Source organism: Corallococcus sp. bb12-1, assembly GCF_026626765.1.
Classification (GTDB): domain Bacteria; phylum Myxococcota; class Myxococcia; order Myxococcales; family Myxococcaceae; genus Corallococcus; species Corallococcus terminator.
Map to the genome: position 1 here is coordinate 1 of NZ_JAPNJZ010000023.1, position 24,646 is coordinate 24,646.

Sequence of the window (24,646 nt, forward strand, 5' to 3'; positions counted from 1 at the left end):
GCTTCCGCGTCCTGCCGCGTGGCCTCCGGGACGATGCACAGGCAATGGCCGTCGAGCAGTTGGACGAGCTGCTGTACGGAGGCGTCGAAGGCCAGCGGCGCGTTGAGGCTGACCCGCGTACCGGTGGACAGCCCCTGGTAGACGGTGCGTCGCAGGGCCGCGTGCAGGTTGAGGACGGCGCCGTGCCGCACCATCACGCCCTTGGGCGTGCCCGTGGAGCCGGACGTGTAGATGACGTACGCGAGGTCTTCCGGCGTCGCGCTCGGCTCCAGATTGTGTTCGGGCAGCGTGGCCCAGGGGGCGTCCTTCACATCCACGCGCACCACCGACACGCCTTCTGGCAGCCAGTCCGTGGCGAGGTGTTGCTGCGTGAGGACCACCGTCGCTGCGCAGTCCTGGATCGCGAAGGCGCGGCGCTGCTCGGGCCATGCAGGGTCCAGCGGGACGTAGGCGCCGCCGGCCTTCAGGACGGACAGCAGGGCGACGAGCATGTCCACGGAGCGCTCGAAGCAGAGGGCGACGCGGGACTCGGGGCCCACGCCCAACGTGCGCAGGTGCCGGGCGAGCTGGTTGGCCCGGGCGTTGAGCTGCGCGAACGAGAGCACCGCGTCCTCGATTTGCACGGCGGGCGCGTCCGGGGTGCGGGCGACCTGCTGCTCGAAGGCGACGGGGAAGGTGATGCCGGAGGACGGCGCCTCGCGGGTTTCGTTCCAGGCGTGTAGCAGTTGCTGGCGCTCGTCCGGCGTCAGCATCGGCAGCTCGGAGAGACGCAGGTCGGGCTGGGAGGTGATGGCCTCCAGCAGCACCTGGAAGTGCCGGGCCATGCGACCGGCAGTGGCCGGGGTGAGCAGGTCGACGCTGTACTGGAGCGCGCCGATGAGGCCCTCCGGGGTCTCGTTCAGGTCGAGGGAGAGCTCGAACTTGGCGAGGCCCTCCGCGTCGTCCCCGAGCGGGTGCAGGGACAGCGAGGGCAGGGCGAGCGACTGCACCGGCACGTTCTGCATCGCGAAGAACGCCTGGAAGAGCGCTGAGCGGCTCAGGTCGCGCTGCGGCTGGAGCTCCTCGACGAGCTTCTCGAACGGGACGTCCTGGTGCTCGAAGGCTCCCAGGGTGGACTCGCGCACCTGGGCGAGCCACTGGCGGAAGGTGCTCGCTCCGTCCACCCGGGCGCGCAGCACCAGCGTGTTGACGAAGAAGCCGATGAGGCCTTCGGTCTCCGCGTGACGGCGTCCCGCGATGGGCGTTCCGACGAGGAGGTCATCCTGGCCGCTGTAGCGCGACAGCAGGAGCTGCCACGCGGACAGCAGCAACATGAAGGACGTGGCGCCCTCGCGCTGGGCCAGCGCTTCGACGGCCCGGCTCAGCTCGGACGACAGGCGCACCGGCACCCGGGCGCCCCGGTTGGACGCAACCGGCGGACGGGGGAAGTCCGTGGGCAGCTCCAACTGCGTGGGGGCTCCCGCGAGCTGCTGCTTCCACCACGACACCTGGCGCGCGAGCACGTTGCCCGACAGCCACCGGCGCTGCCACACGGCGTAGTCGGCGTACTGCACGGGCAGGTCCCGCAGGGGCGAGGGACGGCCCTGGCTGAAGGCCTCGTAGAGCGCGGCCACTTCGCGCACCAGCACTCCGCTGGACCAGCCGTCGGAGATGACGTGGTGCAGGTTGAGGAGCAGCACGTGCTGCTGCTCGGACAACCGCAGCAGGCTTGCTCGCAGGAGCGGCCCGCGGGCGAGATCGAACGGACGCGCTGCATCCGCGTGGGCCAGAAGGCGTGCCTCGGCCTCGGGAGCCTCGTGCCTGCTCAGGTCGAGCGCGCGGAGATGGAAGGGTGCGGGCGCGTGGATGCGCTGCAGGGGCGTGCCGCTCTCGTCCACCAGGGTGGTGCGCAGGGCTTCGTGACGGCGCACCAGCTCCGTGAAGGCCCGCTCCAACGCGGCTTCGTCCAGGGTGCCGTCCAGCCGGAGCGCGAACGGCATGTTGTAGGACGCGTCACCGGGCTGGAGCTGATCCAGGAACCAGAGGCGCTGCTGCGCGAAGGACAGGGGCAGGCTCGCGTCCGTCCTCGGCGTGGGCCGCAGGGCGGGCAGTGCATCCATGTGTCCCGAGGTGTCGATGCGCTGGGCGAGCTGATCGAGGGTCGGGGCCTCGAAGAGGGCGCGCAGCGGCAGCTCCACCCCGAAGGTGGCGCGAACCCGGGCCACCACCTGCGTGGCCAGCAGCGAGTGGCCTCCCAGCTCGAAGAAGTGATCCTCGCTGCCCACGCGCTCGACGCGGAGCACCTCGGACCAGAGCGCGGCGAGCTGCTGCTCCGTGGGCGTGCGCGGGGCGATGTAGCGGTCGCGCTGCGTGGCGCTGGCTTCCGGCGCGGGCAGGGCCTTGCGGTCCACCTTGCCGTTGGGCGTGAGGGGGAAGGCGGCGAGCGGCACGAAGACCGCGGGCACCATGTACTCGGGCAGCTTTTGCTGGAGGTGGGCGCGCAGCTCGCTGGCGTTGGGGTTGGATCCGACGACGTAGGCGACGAGGCGCGGGTCTCCGGTGGGGGAGTCGCGGCGTGCCAGGACGAGGGCCTGCTGGACGGACGGGTGCTGGCGCAGGGTGGCTTCGACTTCGCCCAGCTCGATGCGGAAGCCGCGCAGCTTCACCATGAAGTCGGTGCGGCCCAGGTACTCCAACTGCGCATCCGCGCGACGGCGCGCGAGGTCGCCGGTGCGGTACATGCGGGCGCCGGGCGTGGGGCTGAACGGATCCGGGACGAAGCGCTCGGCGGTGAGGTCGGCACGGCCAAGGTAGCCGCGTGCGAGGCCGGCACCCGCCAGGTACAGCTCGCCCGGGACACCGATGGGCTGCGGGTGCAGGTGGGGACTGAGGACGTAGGCGCTCGTCTCCGGAAGGGGCAGGCCGATGGTGGGCTCCGCCGGGCCTTCGGGGACGCGGGTGAAGGTGGAGTAGGTGGTGTCCTCGGTGGGGCCGTAGAGGTTGAAGACGTGCTCGATGGTGCCCGCGGCGTAGAGGGCGCGCACGAGGGTGCCCGGAAGCGGCTCACCGGCGAGGTTGATGGTGCGCGCGGAGGGCGGAATGGCGCCCACGCGCAGCAGCTCCGCGATGGCGGAGGGGACGGTGTTGATGAGCGTCACCTCGGACGCCGCAGGCAGGCGCGGCAGGGCCAGCGCGTTGTCGGCGAGCAGGACGGCGCCGCCGCAGGCGAGGGGCGCGAAGAGCTCGAAGACGGAGAGGTCGAAGCAGACGGAGGTGGCGGCCAGCGTGCCGGCCAACTGGGCCGGGGAGTAGGTGGCGAGCGCCCAGTCCAGGAAGGCCGTGGCGCTGGCGTGGGAGATGGCGACGCCCTTGGGCCTGCCGGTGGAGCCTGACGTGTAGATGACGTAGGCGAGGTTCACCTCCGTCACGCCTGTGCTCGGCGCGGACTCAGGCAGTGCGGCGATGCTCTCCGGGAGGGCGTCGAGGCAGAGGGTGTCGAGGCCCTGGGTGTCGAGCTGGAGCGAGTCGAGCAGCGACTCCTGGGAGAGCAGCAGCCGGGCGCCGGAGTCAGCGAGGGTGAAGTCGAGCCGCTCGCGTGGGTAGGCCGGGTCGAGGGGCACGTAGGTGCCGCCGGCCTTGAGGATGGCGAGCAGGGCGACGACGAGGTCGGTGGAGCGCTCCAGGCAGAGGGCGACGCGCACCTCCGGCCCGACGCCTCGCGAGCGCAGATGGTGCGCGAGCTGATTGGCGCGGGCCTCCAGCGTCGCATAGCTGAGCCGCTCGGTACCGACGATGAGGGCGGTGGCGTCGGGCGTGCGCGCCGCCTGCCGGACGACGAGGTCGTGGATGAGACCGCGACGCAGTTGGGTGCGCGTGTCGTTCCACTCCACGAGCAGCGTGTGACGCTCGGCCGGCGTCAGCATCCGCAACTGGGACAGCGGCAGCTCCGGCGCGGCGATGGCCGCATCCAGCAGCACCATCAGGTGCGTGACCATGCGGGCCGCGGTGTCCGGATGGAACAGGGCGGTGGCGTAGGTGAGGCTGCCCGTGAAGCCCTGCTCCTCGCGCTGGAGCGTCAGGTCCAGGTCGAACTTCGCCATCCCGCTGTTGACGTCCACGGGCCGCAGGGTGAGTCCGGGCAGGGACAGCTCGGAGACGGGCGCGTTCTGCAGGGTGAAGAGCACCTGGAAGAGGGGGCTGCGGCTCAGGTCTCGCGCCGGATGCAGCACCTCGACCAGCTTCTCGAAGGGCAGATCCTGGTGTTCGTACGCGCCCAGCGTGGTGTCGCGCACCTGCGCCAGGAGCTTGCGGAAGGTGGCGTCACCCTTCACGTGCGCGCGCAGCACCAGCGTGTTGACGAAGAAGCCGATCAGCGCTTCGGACTCCACGTGCCGGCGGCCCGCGATGGGCGAACCCACCGAGATGTCCTCCTGCCCCGAGTAGCGCTGCAACACGAGCTGCCAGACGGCCAGGAGCACCATGAAGGGGGTGACGCCCTCGCGCTTCGCCAGGGCCTCTACCGCGTCACTCATCGCTCGCGGCAGGCGCACCGGCACCACCGCGCCCTCGAAGGACTGTCGCGCCGGACGCTGCTTGTCCGTCGGCAGCTCCAGGTGCGCCGAGGCCCCCGTGAGCTGACCGCGCCAGTAGTCGAGCTGCGCGTCGAGCACCGGGCCTCGCAGCCAGTCCCGCTGCCACGCCGAGTAGTCCGTGTACTGCACCGGCAGCTCCGGCAGCGGCGAGGACTGGCCCTGGAGGAAGGCCGCGTACAGCGCCGCGATCTCCCGCACCAGCACGCCCACGGACCAGCCGTCGGAGACGACGTGGTGGATGTTCAGCACCAGCACGTGCTCGGTGTCGCCCAGCTTCAGGAGCAGCGTGCGCAGGAGCGGCCCCTGCTCCAGGTCGAACGGACGGCGGGCCTCTTCGGTGGCGAGGCGCAGGGCCTCCGCCTCACGGGAGGACGCTCCGGGCAGGTGCGTCAGGTCCGTCACCGGGAGCGACCACGGCGCGGGCGCGTGGATGTCCTGGAACGGTTCTCCCGCCTCGGTGCGGAAGGTGGTGCGCAGGGACTCGTGGCGGCGCACCAGCTCCTCGAAGCCGCGCCGGAGCGCGCCCACGTCCAGCGTGCCCTCCAGCTTCAGGGCCGCGGGGATGTTGTACGTCGTGTCCGACGGGTCGAGCTGGTGGATGAACCACAGCCGCTGCTGCGCGAAGGACAGTGGCAGCCCCGCGCTCCGGTCCGCGACCGCCAGCGGCGGGGCCGTGAAGGCCGGACGGCTGGGATCCTTGAGGGCCTGGAGCCGCTGCGCCAGCGCGGCCACGGTGGGCGCCTCGAAGAGCACGCGCAGGCCCAGCTCCACGCCGAAGGCCGTGCGCACGCGCGCGACGACCTGCGTGGCGCGCAGCGAGTGACCGCCCAGCTCGAAGAAGCTGTCGTTCACGCCCACGCGCTCGACGCCCAACACCTCGGTGAAGATGTCGGCGAGGGACTGCTCGGCGGCGCCGCGCGGGGCCACGTACCGGCCTCTCGCCACCACCGACACCTCCGGCGCGGGCAGGGCCTTGCGGTCCACCTTGCCGCTCGACGTGAGCGGCAGCACGCCCAGGTGCATGAAGACCGAGGGCACCATGTACTCGGGCAGGCGCTCCAGGAGGAACGGCCGCAGCGTCGCGGCTTCCAGCGGGCCCGCATCCCCGGTGACGTAAGCCACCAGCCGCGCGTCGCCGGAGGCATCCGGACGCACCACGGCCACGGCGTCACGCACGCCAGGGTGCGCCTGGAGCGCGGCTTCAATTTCGCCCAGCTCGATGCGGAAGCCGCGCAGCTTCACCTGGAAGTCGGCGCGGCCCAGGTACTCCACCGTACCGTCGGACAGCCAGCGCGCCAGGTCTCCCGTGCGGTACATGCGCGCGCCGGGCGTGGTGCTGAACGGATCCGGAATGAAGCGCTCGGCGGTCAGGTTCGGGCGGCGCCAGTAGCCCCGGCCCACCTGCACACCCGCGAGGAACAGCTCACCGGGGACTCCCACCGGAACGGGCTGGCCATGGCGGTCGAGCACGTGCAGCCGCGTGTTCGCGACGGGGCGACCAATGGGCACGCGGCGCAGGTCCTCCGTGCGCGGGCAGTGCCAGTACGTCACGTCCACCGCGGCCTCGGTGGGGCCGTAGAGGTTGTGCACCTCCGCGATGGGCAGCCGCGCATGCGCCCGGCGCACCAGGTCCGCGGGCAGGGCTTCGCCGCTGCACACCACGCGGCGCAGGTGCGTCAGGCCCTCCAGGCCCGGCTCCTCCACGAAGGCGCGCAGCATGGACGGCACGAAGTGCGCGGTGGTGATGCGCTGGTCGGCCATGAGCCGCACCAGATAGGCCGGCTCCTGGTGGCCACCAGGACGCGCCACCACCAGCCGTGCTCCCGTCATCAGCGGCCAGAAGAACTCCCAGACGGACACGTCGAAGCTGAACGGCGTCTTCTGCAACACCGTGTCTTGCGACGTGAGGCCGTACTCCTGCTGCATCCAGCGCAGGCGGTTGACGACGCCCGCGTGCGCGTTCATCGCGCCCTTCGGACGTCCGGTGCTGCCCGACGTGAAGATGACGTAGGCCAGCGCGTCGGCGGTGGCGCGCGGTGCCGGAGCCGTCGTGGGGTGCCGGGCGATGTCCTCCCAGCCGGTGTCCAGGCACACGACCTGGGTGTTCAAACCCTTCAGGGGCAGGTTCGGGACGAGGTGCTCCTGCACCAGCAGCACGGGGGCCGCGGTGTCCTCCAGCATCCACTGGAGGCGATCGCGCGGGTAGGCCGGATCCAACGGCACGTAGGCCGCGCCCGCCTTGAGCACGCCCAGCAGCGCCACGACCATCTCCACCGAGCGTTCCAGGCACACGCCCACCAACGACTCGGGGCCCACGGCCAGCGTGCCCAGGTGGTGCGCGAGCTGGTTGGCCTTCGCGTCGAGCTGCGCGTACGTGAGCTGCTGTCCTTCGAACGCGACGGCGATGGCGTCCGGGCTCCTGGCGACCTGCTGCTCGAAGAGGTCGTGGATGTGCTCACCGCGCGGGTACTCCACGCGCGTGTCGTTCCACCGCACGAGCACCTGCTGGCGCTCGTCCTCCGTGAGCAGGGGCAGGCGTGACAGCGGCTGATCCGGCGACGCGACGACGGCCTGGGCCAGCAGGGACAGGTGCCCGGCGAGGCGGGCGACGGTGGCCTCGTCGAAGAGGCGGGTGGCGTATTCGAGCCGGCAGTACAGGCCCGCGCGCTGCTCGTACACGTCCAGGCCCAGGTCGAACTTCGACGTGCCCGTGGGCACCTCCACCTGGCTCAACTGGAGCGACTGCGGCGCGGCGGCGTCCGATTCCGGCGTGTTGAGGACGTTGAGCAGGACCTGCACCACGGGCGTGCGGCTCTGGTCGCGCGGCACCTGGAGCACGTCCACCAGCCGCTCGAACGGGGCCTCCTGGCGCGCGTAGGCGCCCATGGCCTGCTGCTTCACGCGGTTCACCAGCTCGCGGAAGGTGGGGGCACCCTCCAGCTTCGCGCGGAAGGCCAGCGTGTTGACGAAGCAGCCGATGAGGCCTTCCACCTCCGGCTTCGTGCGCGCGGCGATGGGCGTGCCCACCGCGAAGTCGTCCTGGTTCGCGTAGCGACCCAGCAGCGTCTGGTAGAGCGCCATCAGCACCATGAACGACGTGGCGCCTTCCTTGCGGCCCAGGGCCAGCAGGGGCTCCGACACCTCGCGGGGGATGCGGAAGGTGTGGATGTCGCCCGCGTAGGACTGCACCGCCGGGCGCGGGCGGTCCGTCGGCAGCTCCAGCGCCGGAACGCCGCTGAGCTGCTCCTTCCACGCGCGCAGTTGTTCTTCCAGGTTCGCGCCTTCCAGCCACTGACGCTGCCAGACCGCGAAATCCGCGTACTGGATGGGCAGTTCGGGCAGCGGCGACGGGATGCCCGCGCCGAAGCAGGCGTAGAGGATCGTCATCTCCCGCGCGAGCACGAGGGCGCACCACGCGTCGGAGACGACATGGTGGAGCACCAGGTTGAGCACGTGCTCCTCGGCGCCCAGCTTGAGCAGGCGCGCGCGCACCACCGGGCCCCGCTCCAGGTCGAAGGGCATGTCCGAGAAGGCGCGGCAGTGGCGCAGCAGCTCCGCTTCGCGCGCCTCCCGCGTGTCACCCGGAATGACCTCCACCGGCATGGGCAGGCTGCCCCCCGGATGCACCACCTGCACCGGGCCATTGCCCGACAGCGTGTACGTGGTGCGCAGCACCTCGTGACGCTTCACCAACTCGTCCAGCGCGGCCTGGAGCGCCTTCGCGTCCAGCGCCCCGGTGAGACGGAAGTTGATGGCGTTGTTGTAGGCGACGCTCGACGGATCCAACTGCTGCAGGTACCACAGCCGCTCCTGCGGGAAGGAGAGCGGCAGGGGCTGCGCCCTCGACGCGCGAGGAATGGACGGCGGTGCTCCAGGACCCCTCGCCGCGACGGGCGGAGGCACCGGGGGCCGGGCCGGGGGGGACGCGACAGGCGCCGGGCGCGGCGGCGCGGCGGGGGCGGCCGGTGCGGCGGGGATACGGGCCGGAAGGCTCACGGGTTCGACGCGGCCATCCGCGCGCAGGCGCGCCGTGCGGCCGGTGCGGTACAGCTTCGATGCCCTATCCCTCGGATGGGGCACGAGGCGACGGTGCTCCTCCTCGGCGGAGCGCCACAGCGCCCACGGTACGCCGGCCCCTCCCAGGGCCAGCTCGCCCACCACGTTCGCGGGCACCGGCTGGCCCGCATCATCCAGCACCCAGACCTGGACGCCCGGCGGCACGCGTTCACCCGGGGCCCGGGGCAGCAGCGCCCCGTCGACGGCGCCGCCCGCGAGCAGCACCTCCACGCCGGAGGTCCGCTGCAGCGCCGATGCCAGCTCCGAGGATGCACCCTCCAGCACCAGCGCTCCGAACGGCGCGAGCGCGTCGCGGGCTCCGGGCAGCTCCGTCAGCGCCCGGGCCAGTCGCGCGGTGGTGTGCAGCAGCACGGCTCCGGACTGGCGCGCCAGCTCCAGCAGCTCGCCCACGCCCTGTCCGCCCTCCACCCGCACCTGCTCGTGCTGCGCGAGCGCTTCCGCCTCGGCCAGCACGCGCACCTTCGCCAGCCGGCGCAGGCCCTCCAGCACCACCGGCGTCTCCAGGCCGAAGTCGATGAGGCACGTCACCTCGTCCACGTCCGCGGCGCGCACTTCGCGAAGTCGCTGCAGCCCGCTGTCCACCGTGCCGATGAGGCCCGTCACCTTCGCGTGGTGCTCGAAGGTGTGCTCCAGGAGCGTGTCCAGGTCCTGCGAGGAGAACTTGTCGATCTCCCCCTGGTGGCCCTGCGCCGCCAGCAGCGACGCGGTGATGTCCGCGGAGCTGCGGAAGTAGCCGAGCAGCGGCTTGCGCACCGTGCGCAGCACTTCCTGGTCGTCGTCGCCCAGGTACGTGTGCAGCATGCACGTGATGTGGCCGCGGCCCGGGTGGCCGTTGCGGCGCCACGCCTCGCGGTACAGCGCCACCTTCGGCTTCAGCTCTTCCAACGAGTGCGCGAAGAGGCCGGTGAGGATGCCCGCGCCCAGCTCGCCCGCGAGCCGGAAGGTCTCCGGGTTCGCGGTGGCGGTGAGCCACACGGGCAGCTCCTTCTGGATGGGCTTCGGACGCAGGCCCACCTCCACCATCACGCCGTTGCCGCCCAGTCGCTTCAGGCTCTCGCCGCGCCAGACCGCGCGCAGCGTCTCCAGGTGCTTGAGCAGGATGTTGCGCCGGTCCGCGTAGTTCTGCGGCGCGAAGCTGAAGTCCCGCACGTGCCAGCCGGTGGCCACGGACACGTCCACGCGGCCCTGGGACAGGTTGTCCACCACGGCCCACTGCTCCGCGACGAGCAGCGGATCATGCAGCGGCAGCACCACGCTGCCGGAGCGCAGGCGCACGTTGCGCGTCACGGCGGCGAGCGCCGCGGCGATGACGGCCGGCTGCGGGTAGATGCCACCGAAGGAGTGGAAGTGCCGCTCCGGCGTCCACACCGCGGAGAAGCCGTTCGCGTCCGCGAACTTCGCGCCCTCCATCAGCAGCTCGTACTTCGGGCCGCTCATGGAGTCTTCATCGTTGGCGAAGTAGCTGAGGCTCACGTCCAACGCGCGCGTGCGCGGCCCTCCGCCGTGCAGCCGCACGAGCTGCGCCGTCACCTGCTCGGAGGGGAAGACCACGCGCAGGCCACGCGACAGGGCCCACAGCGACTCCAGCTCCGGACGCTCCGCGGACGCCTCGGTTGCCGCGAGCCAGGCGCTGCCCTCCGTGGGGCGCAGGCGCGCATCCAGCGCCGCGAACAGCTCCGTCAGCGCGGGATGTCCCAGGGCCCAGGCGGGCTGGCCGGCACCCGCGGGCAACAACCACGCGACGGTCTGCTCCGCGCCCGACACCGGCTGCGTGCCGGAAGAGGGCACGTCCGACGGCTCCAGCACGTCTTCCACGTGCAGCACGCGCGAGGCCTCCAGCCGCGCGGCGGTGACGACGCCCTTCCACGTCACGATGCGGGGCGAGGCGGCGCCTTCGGGCGCGTAGAGGGCGAGGCTGCCCAGGTCGGTGGGACCGAGCGCCACCACGGCGGCGCCGGCCTCCAGCACGCCCCACAGGGCCGCGATCTTCTCCGGCGAGGGCCGCAGGCAGATGACGACCGGCTCCCCAGGCTTCACCCCGAGCGTCCGCAGACGGGACGCCAGGGCGGTCGCGCGGGTGGACAGCTCCGCCCAGGTCCACGTCCGCCCGTCGCGAGCGAGGGCCACGGTGTCCGGGTGACGGCGGGCGCGGTCGGCCAGCAGGGCGGGAAGGGCGGGCGCGGTGGCGACGGGCAGGGGACGGGGCCAGGCGCTGCGTTCAAGCTCGGTGGCGAGCGACAGGCGGGAGAGGCGCTCCTCGGGCTTCGCGAGGGCGGACGCCAGCAGTGCCTGCAGGTGCTCCAGCATGCGCCGGGCGGTGGTCGCGTCGAAGAGCTCCGTGGCGTACTCCAGCGCGCCGTGCACGCCTCCGGGCCCTTCGGAAAGGATGAGCGTCAGGTCCGACAGCGTGGTGCCCCACTGCACCGGCGTGCCGGGCACCTCTACGATGGAGGTGCGCACGCCCATCGTGTCCTGCGTGTCGACGCTGGAGACGGCGTTGCTGTGGTAGACGAAGACGGTGTCGGTCATCCGGTCCCGGCCGATGTCCTTGCCCGGGACGAGCTGCTCCACCAGGTACTCGAACGGCACGTCTGGCCGGGACTGCGCGTCCGCCACTTCCTGCCGCACGCGCTCCAGCAGCTCGCGGAAGGAGGGATCGCCCGCGAGGCTGGTGCGGAAGGCGGCCGAGTGCGCCACGTAGCCGATGAGCGGCAGCAGCTCCGGACGGGTGCGGTTGGCGATGGGCGTTCCGACGACGATGTCCGTCTGCCCGGTGTAGCGGTGCAGCAGCGCGTTCCACGCGGCGAGCACCGTCATGTAGCCGGTGAAGTTCTCCCGCTTGCCGAAGGCCAGCAGCTCCCGTGCGAGCTGGGGCGGGAAGTCCACGCCCATACGCTCCGAGGTCAGCGGGCAGTGCTCCGGACGCGGCCGGTCCGTGGGCACCCCGAGCTGGCGCGGCATGCCCGCGAGCCGGGTGCGCCATCCCTGCTCCTGCTCCGGCACGCGGTGCTCGGCGAGGGTGCGACGCTGCCAGGCGCCGAAGTCCGCGTACTGCACGGGCAGCGGCGCGAGCGGCGAGGGGCGGCCCTGACGGAAGGCGCCGTAGAGCTGGCTCAGCTCGTGGATGAAGAGGGCGATGGACAGCGTGTCGCAGACGACGTGGTGGATGGTGAGGAGCAGCAGGTGCACGTCCTCCGCCTGCTTCACGAGCGTGGTGCGCAGGACGGGGCCGTTCACCAGGTCGAACGGACGCGCCGCGTCCTCGCGCGCGAGCCGCAGTCCTTCCTGTTCGCGCTCCTCGGGCGTGCCGGTCAGCTCCACGCGCGTCAGCGGAATGCGCACGTGCGGGTGGAAGCGCTGCACGGGGCGTCCGTCCACCTGCTCATAGGTGGTGCGCAGGGCCTCGTGTCGGCGGACGATCTCCTGGATGGCCTGCTCCAGCGGCTCCACGGAGGCCCGGCCCTCCAGCTTGAGGACGACGGGGATGTTGTAGGCGGAGAGTCCGGGCTGGTGCTGCTCCAGGCGCCACACGCGCTCCTGCACGAAGGACAGGGGCAGCTCGCCCGTGCGGGGCAGGGGCTCCAGGGGGAGCTCCTGGGTCGGCGCCACCGTTGGCGCCTGCGCCAGCATGGGTTCGATGCGCGCGGCGATGCCGGCCACGGTGGGGGCTTCGAACAGGGCCGCGAGCGGGACCTGGACGCCGAACGTGTCACGCAGTTGGTTGAGCAGCTGCGCGGCCATCAGCGAGTTGCCGCCGATTTCGAGGAAGTTGTCGTCGCGTCCGACGAACTCCAGGCCCAGGCGTTCGCGCCAGAGCGCGGCCACGCGCTCCTCGGTGTCACCGCGCGGCGAGTCCTCGCGCACGGGGGCGCCCGGTGCGACGGCAGGCTGCATCGCGGTCCGGGGGGCGGCCGTCGTCGGGGCGGACAGGGTTCCCTGTGGAGGCTGCGGCGCGTGGACCGGCGTGGGGGCGGCCTGCGGTGGGGTGGCGGTCGGAGCGAAGGCGGGCGCCGGGGAAACGATCGCGGGTCCCGACTGCACGAAGGGGTGCGTGTTGGGCGCGAGCGCGGGCACCGTGGGCGCGAGTGCGACCCCCGCCGGAGCGATGGTGGCTCCCGTGGGCCCCAGGGAGAAGGCCGACTGTGCGAGGGCGGCCGCCGTCGAGGCGAGCAGGGCCGCTGACTGCGCGAGGGCGGCTGCCGTCGAGGCGAGCGCGGACATCTCCGGCGTCGGCGCGGACGCGGTGGAGGCGGGGCCCGCCGCTACCGGCGCGAGTGCGTGCTCCGTCGGCGCGAGCGCGGAGGCCGTGGGTGCGGACGCCTTCGTCGCGGCGTTGCGTGTGGCCTCCACCCAGACCCGCTTGCGCAGGAAGGGGTACGTGGGCAGGTGCAGGTGCACGCGCTGCTCGTGGGCGTAGAACGCCTTCCAATCCAGCGGCAGGCCCGTGGCCCACAGCTCGCCCAGGGCCGTCAGCAGGCTGGCGTGCTCGGTCGTGGAGCCGCCCCGCCGCAGCGTGGCCAGGGCCTTCACGCGGTCCTTGTCCTGACCCAGGCACGCGCGCACCATCGGGGTGAGGTCCTGTCCGGGCCCCACCTCCAGCAGCACGCTGCAGCCCTCCTCCAGCAACACCCCCACGGCCTCCAGGAAGCGCACCGGATTGCGCATCTGGTCCGCCCAGTAGCGCGGCGAGGCCAGCTCGCCCGGACGGCTCCAGGTGCCGGTGAGGCTGGAGACGTAGCGCACCGTCGGCTCGGCGCGGGTCAGCGCCGCTACCACGTCCGCCAGCTCCGACATCAGCGGCTCCACGTCCGCCGAGTGGAACGCGTGCGTCGCGGGCATGCGCACCGCCCCCGCGTCCTGCTGCTTCAGCACGTCGCGCAGCCGTTCAATCTCCTCCACCGGCCCGGAGACGACGCACCGGTCCGGCGCGTTGTTCGCGGCCAGGGACATGCGGCCCGTCAGCAGCGGACGCACCCGTGCCTCCGGCAACGCTACCGCGAGCATCGCGCCCGGGGGCATGCGGTGCATCAGCTCGCCACGCGCCACGGCCAGCTTCAGCGCGTCCTCCAGCGACAGCACGCCCGCCACGCAGGCGGCGGCGTACTCGCCGAAGCTGTGTCCCACGACGGCGTGGGGCTTCACCCCCCAGCCCAGCCACATCCGCGCCAGGGAGACCTGCACCGCGAACAGCGCGGGCAGCGCGACGCGGGTGTCGGTCAGCAGCTCCGCCTCGGGGGCTCCCGCGCCCGCGGCCGCCTGGAGCAGCGACGTGACGCGCTCGCGCAGCGACGGCTCCAGTTGCTCCAGGCAGGCGTCCAGGTGCGCGCGGAAGGCGGGCTCGGCCTCATACAGCTCGCGGCCCATGCCCAGTTGCTGGGCGCCCTGGCCGGAGAACACGAAGGCCACGCGCCGCCGCCGCGCGGCCTCCACGTCCTTCACCGTGGCCGGCGTGTACGGCTTGCGCAACTGCCGTGCGAGGTCGGCCGCGTCCTTCGCCACCACGGCGCGCCGGTGGTCGAAGCTCCGACGGCCCACGGCGTGGGTGAAGGCCACGTCGGCCAGGGACAGCTCCGCCCGGCCTTCCGCGTGCGTCGCGAGCCGCTGCGATGCCGCCTCCAACGCTTCGGGCGTGCGCGCGGACAGGAGCACGACCTGGTGGGAGCGCGTGGTGGAACCACTGTGCGACATGGGGGCTTCCTCGAGCACTGCGTGCGCATTGGTGCCGCCCACGCCGAAGGAGCTGACGGCGGCGCGGCGCGGCGTCTCTCCCCGGGGCCAGGGCCGCAGGGTGGTGTTGACGAAGAAAGGACCCGCGTCGAAGTCGATGCGCGGGTTGGGCTTCTGGAAGTGGAGGCTGGGGGGAATCTCCCCGTGGTGCAGCGACAGCGCGGCCTTCATCAGGCCCGCCAGACCCGCCACCGTGTCCAGGTGGCCCATGTTGGACTTCAGCGACGCGAGCGCGATGGTGCCCCGGGCCTCCGGACCCATCCCATAGGCCCGCTGGAGCGCCGCGACTTCAATCGGATCGCCCAGCGGCGTGGCCGTGCCGTGCGCCTCCACGTAGCCGATGTCCTTCGGCTCGATGCCCGCGCGCGTGAGCGCCTGGGTGATGACGGAGGACTGTCCCTGCACGCTGGGCGCGGTGAAGCCGGACTTGTCACGCCCGTCGTTGTTCGTGGCCGAGGCGCGGATGACGGCGTAGATGGAGTCGCCGTCCCGCACCGCGTCGTCCAGCCGCTTGAGCACCACCGCCGCCACGCCGTTACCGGAGATGGTGCCCCTGGCCTGCGCGTCGAACGCGCGGCAGTGGCCGTCCGGAGAGAAGATCAACCCCTCCTGGTACACGTAGCCCGTGCGCTGAACGGCGCTCACGCGCGTGGCGCCCGCGATGGCCACGTCGGAGCGTCCGGACAGCAGGTTCTGGCACGCCAGGTGGACCGCGACGAGCCCCGTGGAGCACGCGGTGTAGACGAGCGTGCTCTCCCCGCGCAGCCCCAGCTTCCAGGACGTCTTCTGCGCCAGGCTCTGGTGGGTCGCGGTGCCGTACAGCTCGAAGAAGGCGGCGCCGTCCAGGGGCATGCCCTGCTGCACCGTCTGCGCGTAGCCGGAGTCGATGGCGCCCGCGTACAGCGAGATGTCCCCGGGGAACTGATCCGGTTCGATGCCCGCATCCTCCAGCGCGGCCCAGGTGCACTGGAGGAACAGCCGCTGCTGCGGATCCGTCCACTGCGCCTCGCGCAGGGACATGTCGAAGAAGGCGTGATCGAACTGGTCGATGTCGTCCAGCACGCCACCGGCGGGGACGAAGTTCGGGTGCTGCCACAGCTCCATGCCCTCGGGCAGGCCGGGCAGGTGCTCCAGCTCCTCCGGCGTGAAGCGGGAGATGGACTCCACGCCCTCGCGCAGGTTGTGCCAGAACTCCTCCACGGACGAAGCGCCCGGGAAGCGTCCCGCCATGCCGACGATGGCGATGTCCTCGGACCCCGCTGCCTGGGACGTCCGGGCTCGCGGCGCCTTCTCGGGCGTGGGCGTGGGCGTGGACGGCGCCGAGGCCGCGGTCGCGCCCCCGGGCGTTCCGCCCGACTCGCGCTCCAGACGCTGGGCGAGCGCGTGGACGGTGGGGTGTTCGAAGAGCCACACCACGGGCAGCTCGCGGCCCAGCGCTTCCTTCAGGCGCGTGGACACGCGCACCACCGTGAGGGAGGTGCCGGCCAGGTCCTCGAAGAAGTGGTCGTGCACGCCGACGCGTTCGATGCCCAGCTCGCGCGCCCAGATGGCCGCGATCTGCTCCTCCAGCGGGTTGCCGGGCTCCACGAAGCGGCCCGCGCCGCCATTCGCGCTGCCGGTGGGCGCGGGCAGCGCCTTGCGGTCCACCTTGCCGTTGGGGTTGAGCGGCAGGGCGGGCAGCACCACGAACGCCGACGGCACCATGAACTCCGGCAGCCGTTGGCGCAGGTGCTCGCGCAGGTCCGCGGACACCAGGGACGGCGCGGCCTCACCGGGGGCGGAGGGCAGGGCGGGCACGGCGTAGGCGACCAGCCGCTTGTCGCCGGGCACGTCCTCGCGCACCACGACGATGGCTTCGCGCACGTGGGGCGCGGACATCACGGCGGCTTCGACCTCCGACAGCTCGATGCGGAAGCCGCGCACCTTCACCTGGGTGTCGATGCGGCCCAGGAAGTCCACGGCGCCATCCGCGCGCCAGCGCGCCAGGTCTCCCGTGCGGTAGATGCGCTCACCGGGCCGTGTGCTGGACGGATCCGGCACGAAGCGCTCCGCCGTCAGGTCCGGGCGCGACAGGTAGCCCCGGGCAAGGCCGTCACCGCCGATGCACAGCTCGCCGGGCACGCCTACCGGCACGGGCCGCAGGTGCGCATCCAGGATGTAGACCTGCGTGTTGGCGATGGGGGGACCCACGGGCACGCTCGTGCCCACGTCCTCGGACCGCGTCAGCCGCATGCAGTTGGCGAAGACCGTGCCCTCCGTGGGGCCGTAGCCGTTGATGACGGGGATGCGCAGCGTGTCCAGCACCTTGCGGGTGTGCGTGGGCGACAGCACGTCCCCGGCGGGGATGACCTGTCGCACGCCGCGCAGCATCTCCAGCCCCACGTCCACCACCTGGGAGAACAGGCCCGTGGACAGATAGAGCGTGGTGACGGCGTGGCGCCGCAGCACCCGGCCCAGCAGCTCCAGGTCCGTGGGCGGCTGGGGCGGGAAGACGACGAGCCGGCCGCCGGTGAGCAGCGAGGTCCAGATCTCCATGGTGGCGACGTCGAACGCGATGGGCGCCAGGTGGACGCACGTCTCCTCGGGGCCCATGGCCACGTAGTCCGCGCCGTACATCAGCCGCACGACGCCGCGGTGCTCCACCGCCACGCCCTTGGGCCGGCCGGTGCTGCCCGACGTGAAGTCCACGTAGGCCAGGTTGCGCGGCAGCGGCCGCACGCCCGTGGGCGACGTGGGCTGCGCGTCCAGGCGCACCTCCTCCATGAACAGGCACGGCACGGCGTCCGACACGGGCAGCGACGGCCGCAGCGCGCGGGTGGTGATGAGCAGCCGGGGCGGGGCGTCCTCCACCATGTACTCCAGGCGTTGCGCCGGGTACGCGGCATCCAGCGGCACGTAGGCGCCACCCGCCTTGAGGATGGCGAGCAGGGACACCACGAGCTCCAGGGAGCGCTCCAGGCACACGCCCACCAGCGCGTCCAGCCCGATGCCGTTCTCGCGCAACAGGTGCGCGAGCTGGTTGGCCCGCGCGTCGAGCTGCGCGTACGTCAGCTTCGCGTCCTCGAACTCCAGCGCGATGGCGTCCGGGCGCAGGGCGACCTGTGCCTCGAAGAGTTCCGGGATGGAGCTGTCGCGAGGGTAGTCGACCCGGGTGTCGTTCCAGTCCACCAGGAGCTGCTGGCGCTCGGGGGGCGTGAGCCATTCACGCGTGGACATCGGGGCGTCAGGAGCCGCGACCAGCGACTCCAGGAGCACGCGCAGGTGGCCGGCCATCCGGCGCGCCGTGGCGGGCTCGAACAGGTCGGTGCTGTACTCCAGGCCGCCGCGCACTCCATCCGGGGCCTCGGTGAGCATGAGGCCCAGGTCGAAGCGGGCCGTGGCGTTCTCCACCTCCACGGGGCGCAGCGTGAGGCCCGGGGCCTTCAGCTCCCCCTGGGGCGTGTTCTGGAGCGCGAGCAGGACCTGCACCAGCGGGTTGCGGCTCAGGTCGCGCTGGGGCTGGAGCTCCTCGACGAGCTTCTCGAAGGGGACGTCCTGGTGCTCGTAGGCCGCGAGCGTGGTGTCGCGCACCTGGGCAAGCAGCGCGCGGAACGAGTCCCGTCCGCGCACGCGCCCCTTGAGCGCCAGCGTGTTGACGAAGAAGCCGATGAGCCCCTCCACCTCCCCGTGTCCACGGCCCGCGACGGGGGAGCCGACGAGCAGCTCCTCCTGGCGCGTGTAGCGGGACAGGAGGACCTGCCACGCGGCCAGCAGCGCCATGAACGGCGTGGCGCCTTCCTGCCGCGCGATGGCGAAGAGGCCCTGGGTGAGCTCCCGGGGCAGGTGCACGGGCACGAGCGCGCCGCGCGAGGACGGCAGGGCCGGCCGGGGCTTGTCCGTGAAGAGCTCCAGGACGCGAGGGACGCCGGACAGGTGCTCCTTCCACCACGTCACCTGCTGGGCGAGCACGTCGCCCCGCAGCCAGTCCCGCTGCCACGCGGCGAAGTCGGCGTACTGCACCGGCAGCGCGGGCAGCGTGGGGGACTTCCCGGTGGCGAAGGCCTCGTAGGCCGCGGCGACTTCGCGCACCAGCACGCCCATGGACCAGCCGTCCGAGACGATGTGGTGCATGTCGAGCAGCAGGACGTGGTGCTCCGCGTCCAGCCGAAGCAGGTGCGTGCGAAGGAGCGGGCCCCGGCCCAGGTCGAAGGGCGTACGGGCCTCTTCCGCCGACAGCCGGCGCACCTCGGCCTCGCGGGCCTCCGGCGCGAGGGGTTCCAGGTCCGTGGACGGGAGCGCCCACGTGCCGGGCGCGTGGAAGACCTGGACGGGCTCCGCGTCCTTCATCGCGAAGGTCGTGCGCAGGGATTCGTGGCGGGCGACCAGGTGCTCCAGGGCGCGGCGCAGCGCTTCGACATCCAGGGCGCCCTCCAGCCGGAGGGCCGCCATCACGTTGTACTGGCTGCCACCGGGCTGGAGCTGATCCACCACCCACAGCCGCTGCTGGGCGAAGGACAGCGGCAGGTCCTTGTCCCGGGCCACGGGCCGGGGCGGTAGGCGCTGGGGCCCGGTCGCGCGCGACAAGAAGCGCTCCTCCACGTGCCGCGTGAGGCGGGCGACGGTGGGGGCGTCGAAGAGCGTGCGCAGGGGCAGCTCCACGCCGAACGCGGAGCGCAGTCGGGAGATGAACTGCGTGGCCATCAGGGAGTGGCCGCCCAGGGCGAAGAAGTCGTCGTGCAGCCCCACGCGCTCCAGGTTCAGCAGCTCCGCGAAGAGCGCGGCGAGCTTCTGCTGGAAGAGGGTCATGGGCTCCGGCTGGGCGGAGGCGGGCGCGGACGCGACCGACAGCGCGTCCGGTGCTGGCAGCGCGTGCGTGTCCACCTTGCCGTTCGGAGTCAGCGGCAGCGCGGGCAGTGAGACGAAGGCGGAGGGCACCTGATGGGCTGGCAGCCGCTCCGTGAGGAAGGCCCTCAGGGCCGCGATGTCCAGTGGGGCGGCCCTGGAAGCGGGAACGACCCAGGCCACGAGGCGCGGATCGCCCGAGGACTGCTCGCGCACGCGCACCACCGCTTCGCGCACCGTGGGGTGCTGGAGGAGGAAGGCCTCCACCTCCGTGGGCTCGATGCGGAAGCCACGCAGCTTCACCTGCGCGTCCACGCGGCCCACGAAGTCGAGCGTTCCGTCCGCGCTCCATCGTGCCCGGTCGCCCGTGCGGTACAGCCGCGCGCCGGGCTCGCCGCTGAAGGCGTCCGGCACGAAGCGCCCGGCCGTGAGGGCGGGCTGATCCAGGTAGCCTCGCGCCAGTCCGACACCGCCCAGGAACAGCTCGCCCGGGACGCCCGGGGGCACGGGCTGGCCGTGCGCATCCAGCACGTACACGTGCATGCGCGTCAGCGGCCTGCCAATGGGGACGGAGGTCGCGTCGGCCGGGAGTCCCGCCAGTTCATGGGACGTGGCGCAGACGGTGGCCTCGGTCGGGCCGTAGAGGTTCACCAGGTGCTGGGGACCCTGGGCTCCAAGCACCCCCAGCGCGGCGCGTGCGTCCGCCTTCTCTCCGCCGAAGAACACGTAGCGCATGTGCGCGAAGGCCGAGGGCACCTCGCGCGCCACCTGATGGAAGAGGGCGGTGGTGAGCAGGGCGGACGTAGCGCCCACGTCGCGCAGACGCTTCGCCAGCTCCCGGGGCGCGAGCGTCACGTCGCGCGGGATGATGACCAGCCGCGCGCCGTTGAGCAGCGCGCCCCAGATTTCAAAGGTGGCCGCGTCGAACGACGGCGTGCCCACCTGGGCCATGCGGTCCTCGGGCCCTAGGTTGACGAAGTCCGTGTCCCGCACCAGGTGGACGACGGCGCGGTGGGGGATGCCCACGCCCTTGGGCAGGCCGGTGGAGCCGGAGGTGTAGAGCACGTACGCGAGCTGATCCGCCGCGATGTGGACGTGCTCGGGGGCCTGCGTGGACTGCTTCGCGAGCAGTGGCCCGTCGGTGTCCAGGGACACCGTGGGCAGGTCGTGTTCGGGCAGGGAGGACCGGGTGGACTGCTGCGTCACCACCGCAGCCACACTGGCGTCCTGGAACATGAACGCCAGACGCTGACGGGGATACGCGGGCTCCAGCGGCAGGTAGCAGCCGCCGGCCTTGAGGATGCCCAGCAGACCGACCGCTAGATCCAACCCGCGCTCCACGCACAGGCCGACCCGCGCCTCGGGCCGCAGACCGAGCGACAGCAGGTGACGCGCCAGTTGGTTGGAGCGCGCGTCCAGCTCCGCGTAGGTGAGGGTCTGTCCCTCGTGCTCGACGGCGACGGCCTGGGGGGCACGCCGGGCATGCGCCTCGAAGAGGCTCGGGAGGGTGTCTTCCACCGGCGCGGTGGGACGCGTCGCGTTCCAGTCGCGCAGCACGCGCTGGCGCTCGGGACCGGTCAGCAGCGAGACGCTGGACAGCGGCGCGTCAGGCCGGGCGCACACGGCGTCGAGCAGCACGCCGAGGTGCTCCATCATCCGCGCGACGGTGGAGGCGTCGAACAGGTCCGTGCTGTAGCCGATGGAGCCGGAGAAGCCTCCGGCCGTCTCCTGGAGGCTGAGGTCCAGCTCGAACTTGACGCTGGAGGTGTCCGCCTCACGCAAGCCGAGGCGCAGGCCGGGCAGCTCCAGCGCGCCCATGGGGGCGTTCTGCAGCGCGAAGGTGACCTGGAAGAGGGGCGGGCGACTCGGGTCGCGCTGGGGCTGGAGCTCCTCGACGAGTTTTTCGAAGGGGAGATCCTGGTGCTCGTAGGCGGCCAGGGTGGAGCGCTTCACCTGGCGCAGCAGCGCGCGGAAGGAAGCGGAGGAGTCGATGCGCGAGCGCAGGACGAGGGAGTTGACGAAGAAGCCGATGAGGCCTTCGGTCTCCGCGCGGTTGCGGTTGGCGATGGGTGCGCCGACGCAGACATCGTCCTGGTTCGCGTAGCGGGAAAGCAGGAGCTGGAAGGAGGCCAGCAGCGCCATGAAGGGCGTGGCGCCTTCCTGCGAGGCCAGGGTCTTGAGACGGCTGGAGAGTTCGACCGGCAGCGCGACCGGCAGCGAGGCGCCGCGGAAGGACTGGGCGGAGGGACGGGGCCTGTCGGTGGGCAGCTCCAGTGCGGCGGGAGCGCCCGCGAGCTGGTGGCGCCAGAAGTCGAGCTGAGCCTGGAGGACGTCCCCCTGGAGCCACTGACGCTGCCAGGAGGCGAAGTCGGCGTACTGCACCGGCAGCGGCGCGAGGGCCGGAGCTTCACCGGAAGCGAAGGCGCGGTAGAGGATGGCCAGCTCCCGCACCATCACGCCCATGGACCAGCCGTCCGAGGCGATGTGGTGCGTGAGGACCAGCAGCACGTGCTCCTGTCCACCCAGGCGCACCAGCACGGCGCGGAAGAGGGGCCCGCGTGACAGGTCGAACGGACGGGTGGCGTGTTCGGCGATGCGGTTTCGCAGCGTGACTTCGCGCTCGGACGTCGGCAGGTGGCCCAGGTCGATGCGCTCGAGGGGGCAGGCGACGGGCGGGGCGATGCGCTGCACGGGGCCGTGCGGGCCCTCGGCGAAGGTGGTGCGCAGCACCTCATGGCGCCGCACCAGGGCATCCAACGATTGCTGGAGGGCCGCCGTGTCGAGCGCGCCTTCCAGTTGGAGGATGCCGGGAACGTTGTAGGCCGTACTCCCGGGTTCGAGCTGATCAAGGAACCACAGGCGCTGCTGCGCGAAGGACAGCGGCGGGGCGCCGTCGCGCGGCATCGCAACCAACGGTGGGGCCTTCGGCGCGGGGGCCTGGGTGCGCGCGGCGTCGATGCGCCCGGCCAGGGCTTCGAGCGTGGAGGCTTCGAAGAGCGTGCGCAGGGGCAGCTCCACGTCGAAGGCGGCGCGCACGCGGGAGACGATCTGCGTGGCCAGCAGCGAGTGGCCACCGAGGGCGAAGAAGTCGTCCTCGGCGCCCACCGTGTCGAGCTTCAGCACCTCGGCCCAGAGGGTCGCGAGCTGCCGCTCGGTATCGGTGGTCGGCGGACGCGAGGCGGCGCGCACCACGGAGGCCGCGTCCGGAGCGGGGAGGGCCTTGCGGTCGACCTTTGCGTTGGCGTTGAGGGGCAGGGCGTCCAGGAGGACGAAGGCCGCAGGGACCATGTACTCGGGCAGCTTCTGCTGGAGGTGTGCGCGCAGCTCGGAGGGGGAGACGTTGGAGGCGACGACGTAGGCGACGAGGCGCTTGTCGTCGGCGGAGTCCTCGCGGACGACGACGATGGCATCGCGCACGCCGGGGACGGAGCGCAGGACGGCTTCGACTTCGCCGGGCTCGATGCGGAAGCCGCGCAGCTTCACCTGGAAGTCGGTGCGGCCCAGGAAGTCGAGCGAGCCATCGGGCAGCCAGCGCACCTTGTCACCGGTGCGGTAGAGGCGAGCGCCTGGGGAGGAGCTGAAGGGGTGGGGGATGAAGCGCTCGGCGGTGAGGGCGGGCTGCTCCAGGTAGCCCCAGGCGAGGCCTTCGCCACCGACGTAAAGCTCGCCGGGGATGCCGACGGGCACCGGCTGCCAGGAGGCATCCAGCACGTAGGCGGTGGAGTTGGAGATGGGGCGGCCGATGGGCAGCGAGTCCCCGACGGGCGTGGCGGGAGCCAGGGGCTGGCTGGTGGAGAAGGTGGTGTTCTCCGTGGGGCCGTAGACGTGGAAGAAGCGCGTGCCGGGGCGCATGCGCAGCAGGTGCTCACGGGCACGGGCCAGAGGCATGGCCTCGCCGCCCGCCATCAACTGCGGAATGGAGGCGAGGGCGTCGGGCTGGTGCTGCACCAGTTGGGCGAAGAGGGCAGTGGTGAGGAAGACGGAGGAGACGGAGTGCTGGCGCAGCAGGCCGGCGACTTCTTCCAGGGAGAGGGCGTGCGGGGGAGGCAGCACGAGGCGTGCGCCGTGCAGGAGCGCGCCCCAGACTTCCAGGGTGGAGGCGTCGAAGGCGGCGGGGGCCAGTTGGAGGAAGACCTCCTGGGGCCCGAAGCGCATGAAGTCGTTGCCGCACACCAGACGAACGACGGCGCGGTGGGGGATGCACACGCCCTTGGGGCGGCCCGTCGAGCCCGACGTGAACATCACGTACGCCAGGCTGGCGCCGTCCAGTCCGGGGACCTCGGGCGAGGACTCCGGCTGCGACGCAAGCCCGGCGCGCCAGTCGGACTCCAGGCGAACGGTGGCGGGGAAGAGGGACGCGAGCGCGTCGGCGGACCGCGCATGGGTGATGAGGAGGCTGGCGCCGACATCCTGGAGCATCAGGGCCAGACGCTCACGGGGATGGGACGCGTCCACGGGGACGTAGGCGGCCCCGGCCTTGAGGATGGCGAGGACGGAGACGATGCGCTCGAAGGAACGCTCCACGGCGAGCGCGACGCGGGAGCCGTGGCGGACCCCCAGCTCTCGCAGGTGCCACGCGAGCTGGTTCGAAAGCGTGTCGAGCTGGGCGTACGTCAGGTGCTCATCGCCCTGCACGAGGGCGATGGCGTCCGGAGTGAGCGTGGCCTGACGCGAGAAGAGGGCGGACAGGGACGGTTCGCGGGGGTAGTCGCGCTCGGTGGCGTTCCAGTCGCGCAGCACGCGCTGGCGCTCGGGGCCGGTCAGCAGCGACACGCTGGACAGCGGCGCGTCAGGCCGGGCGCACACGGCGTCGAGCAGCACGCCGAGGTGTTCCATCATCCGCGCGACGGTGGAGGCGTCGAACAGATCCGTGCTGTAGGCCAGAGAGCCGGAGAAACCTTCGGTCGTCTCCTGGAGGCTGAGGTCCAGCTCGAACTTGGCGTTGGAGGCGTCGGCCTCCTGCGGACGCAGGCGCAGGCCGGGCAGCTCCAGTTCGCCCATGGGGGTGTTCTGCAGCGCGAAGATGACCTGGAAGAGGGGCGAGCGGCTCAGGTCACGCTGGGGCTGGAGTTCTTCGACGAGCTTCTCGAAGGGGAGGTCCTGGTGCTCGTAGGCGGCCAGGGTGGAGCGCTTCACCTGGCGCAGCAGCGCGCGGAAGGAAGCGGAGGAGTCGATGCGCGAGCGCAGGACGAGGGAGTTGACGAAGAAGCCGATGAGGCCTTCGGTCTCCGCGCGGTTGCGGTTGGCGATGGGTGCGCCGACGCAGACATCGTCCTGGTTCGCGTAGCGGGAAAGCAGGAGCTGGAAGGAGGCCAGCAGCGCCATGAAGGGCGTGGCGCCTTCCTGTTGGGCCAGCGCCCGCACCCGGTCGGCCAGGGCCCGCGGCAGGTGCACGGGAAGCGAGGCGCCGCGGAAGGACTGGACGGAGGGACGGGGCCTGTCGGTGGGCA

1 protein-coding gene is annotated in these 24,646 nt (G+C 72.1%); it reads right to left on the reverse strand.

Annotated features, from left to right (window positions below; translation table 11 throughout):
- The coding region (locus tag OV208_RS27585) for a non-ribosomal peptide synthase/polyketide synthase (RefSeq protein WP_267576908.1) at positions 1-24,646 on the reverse strand (24,646 nt) is incomplete at both ends.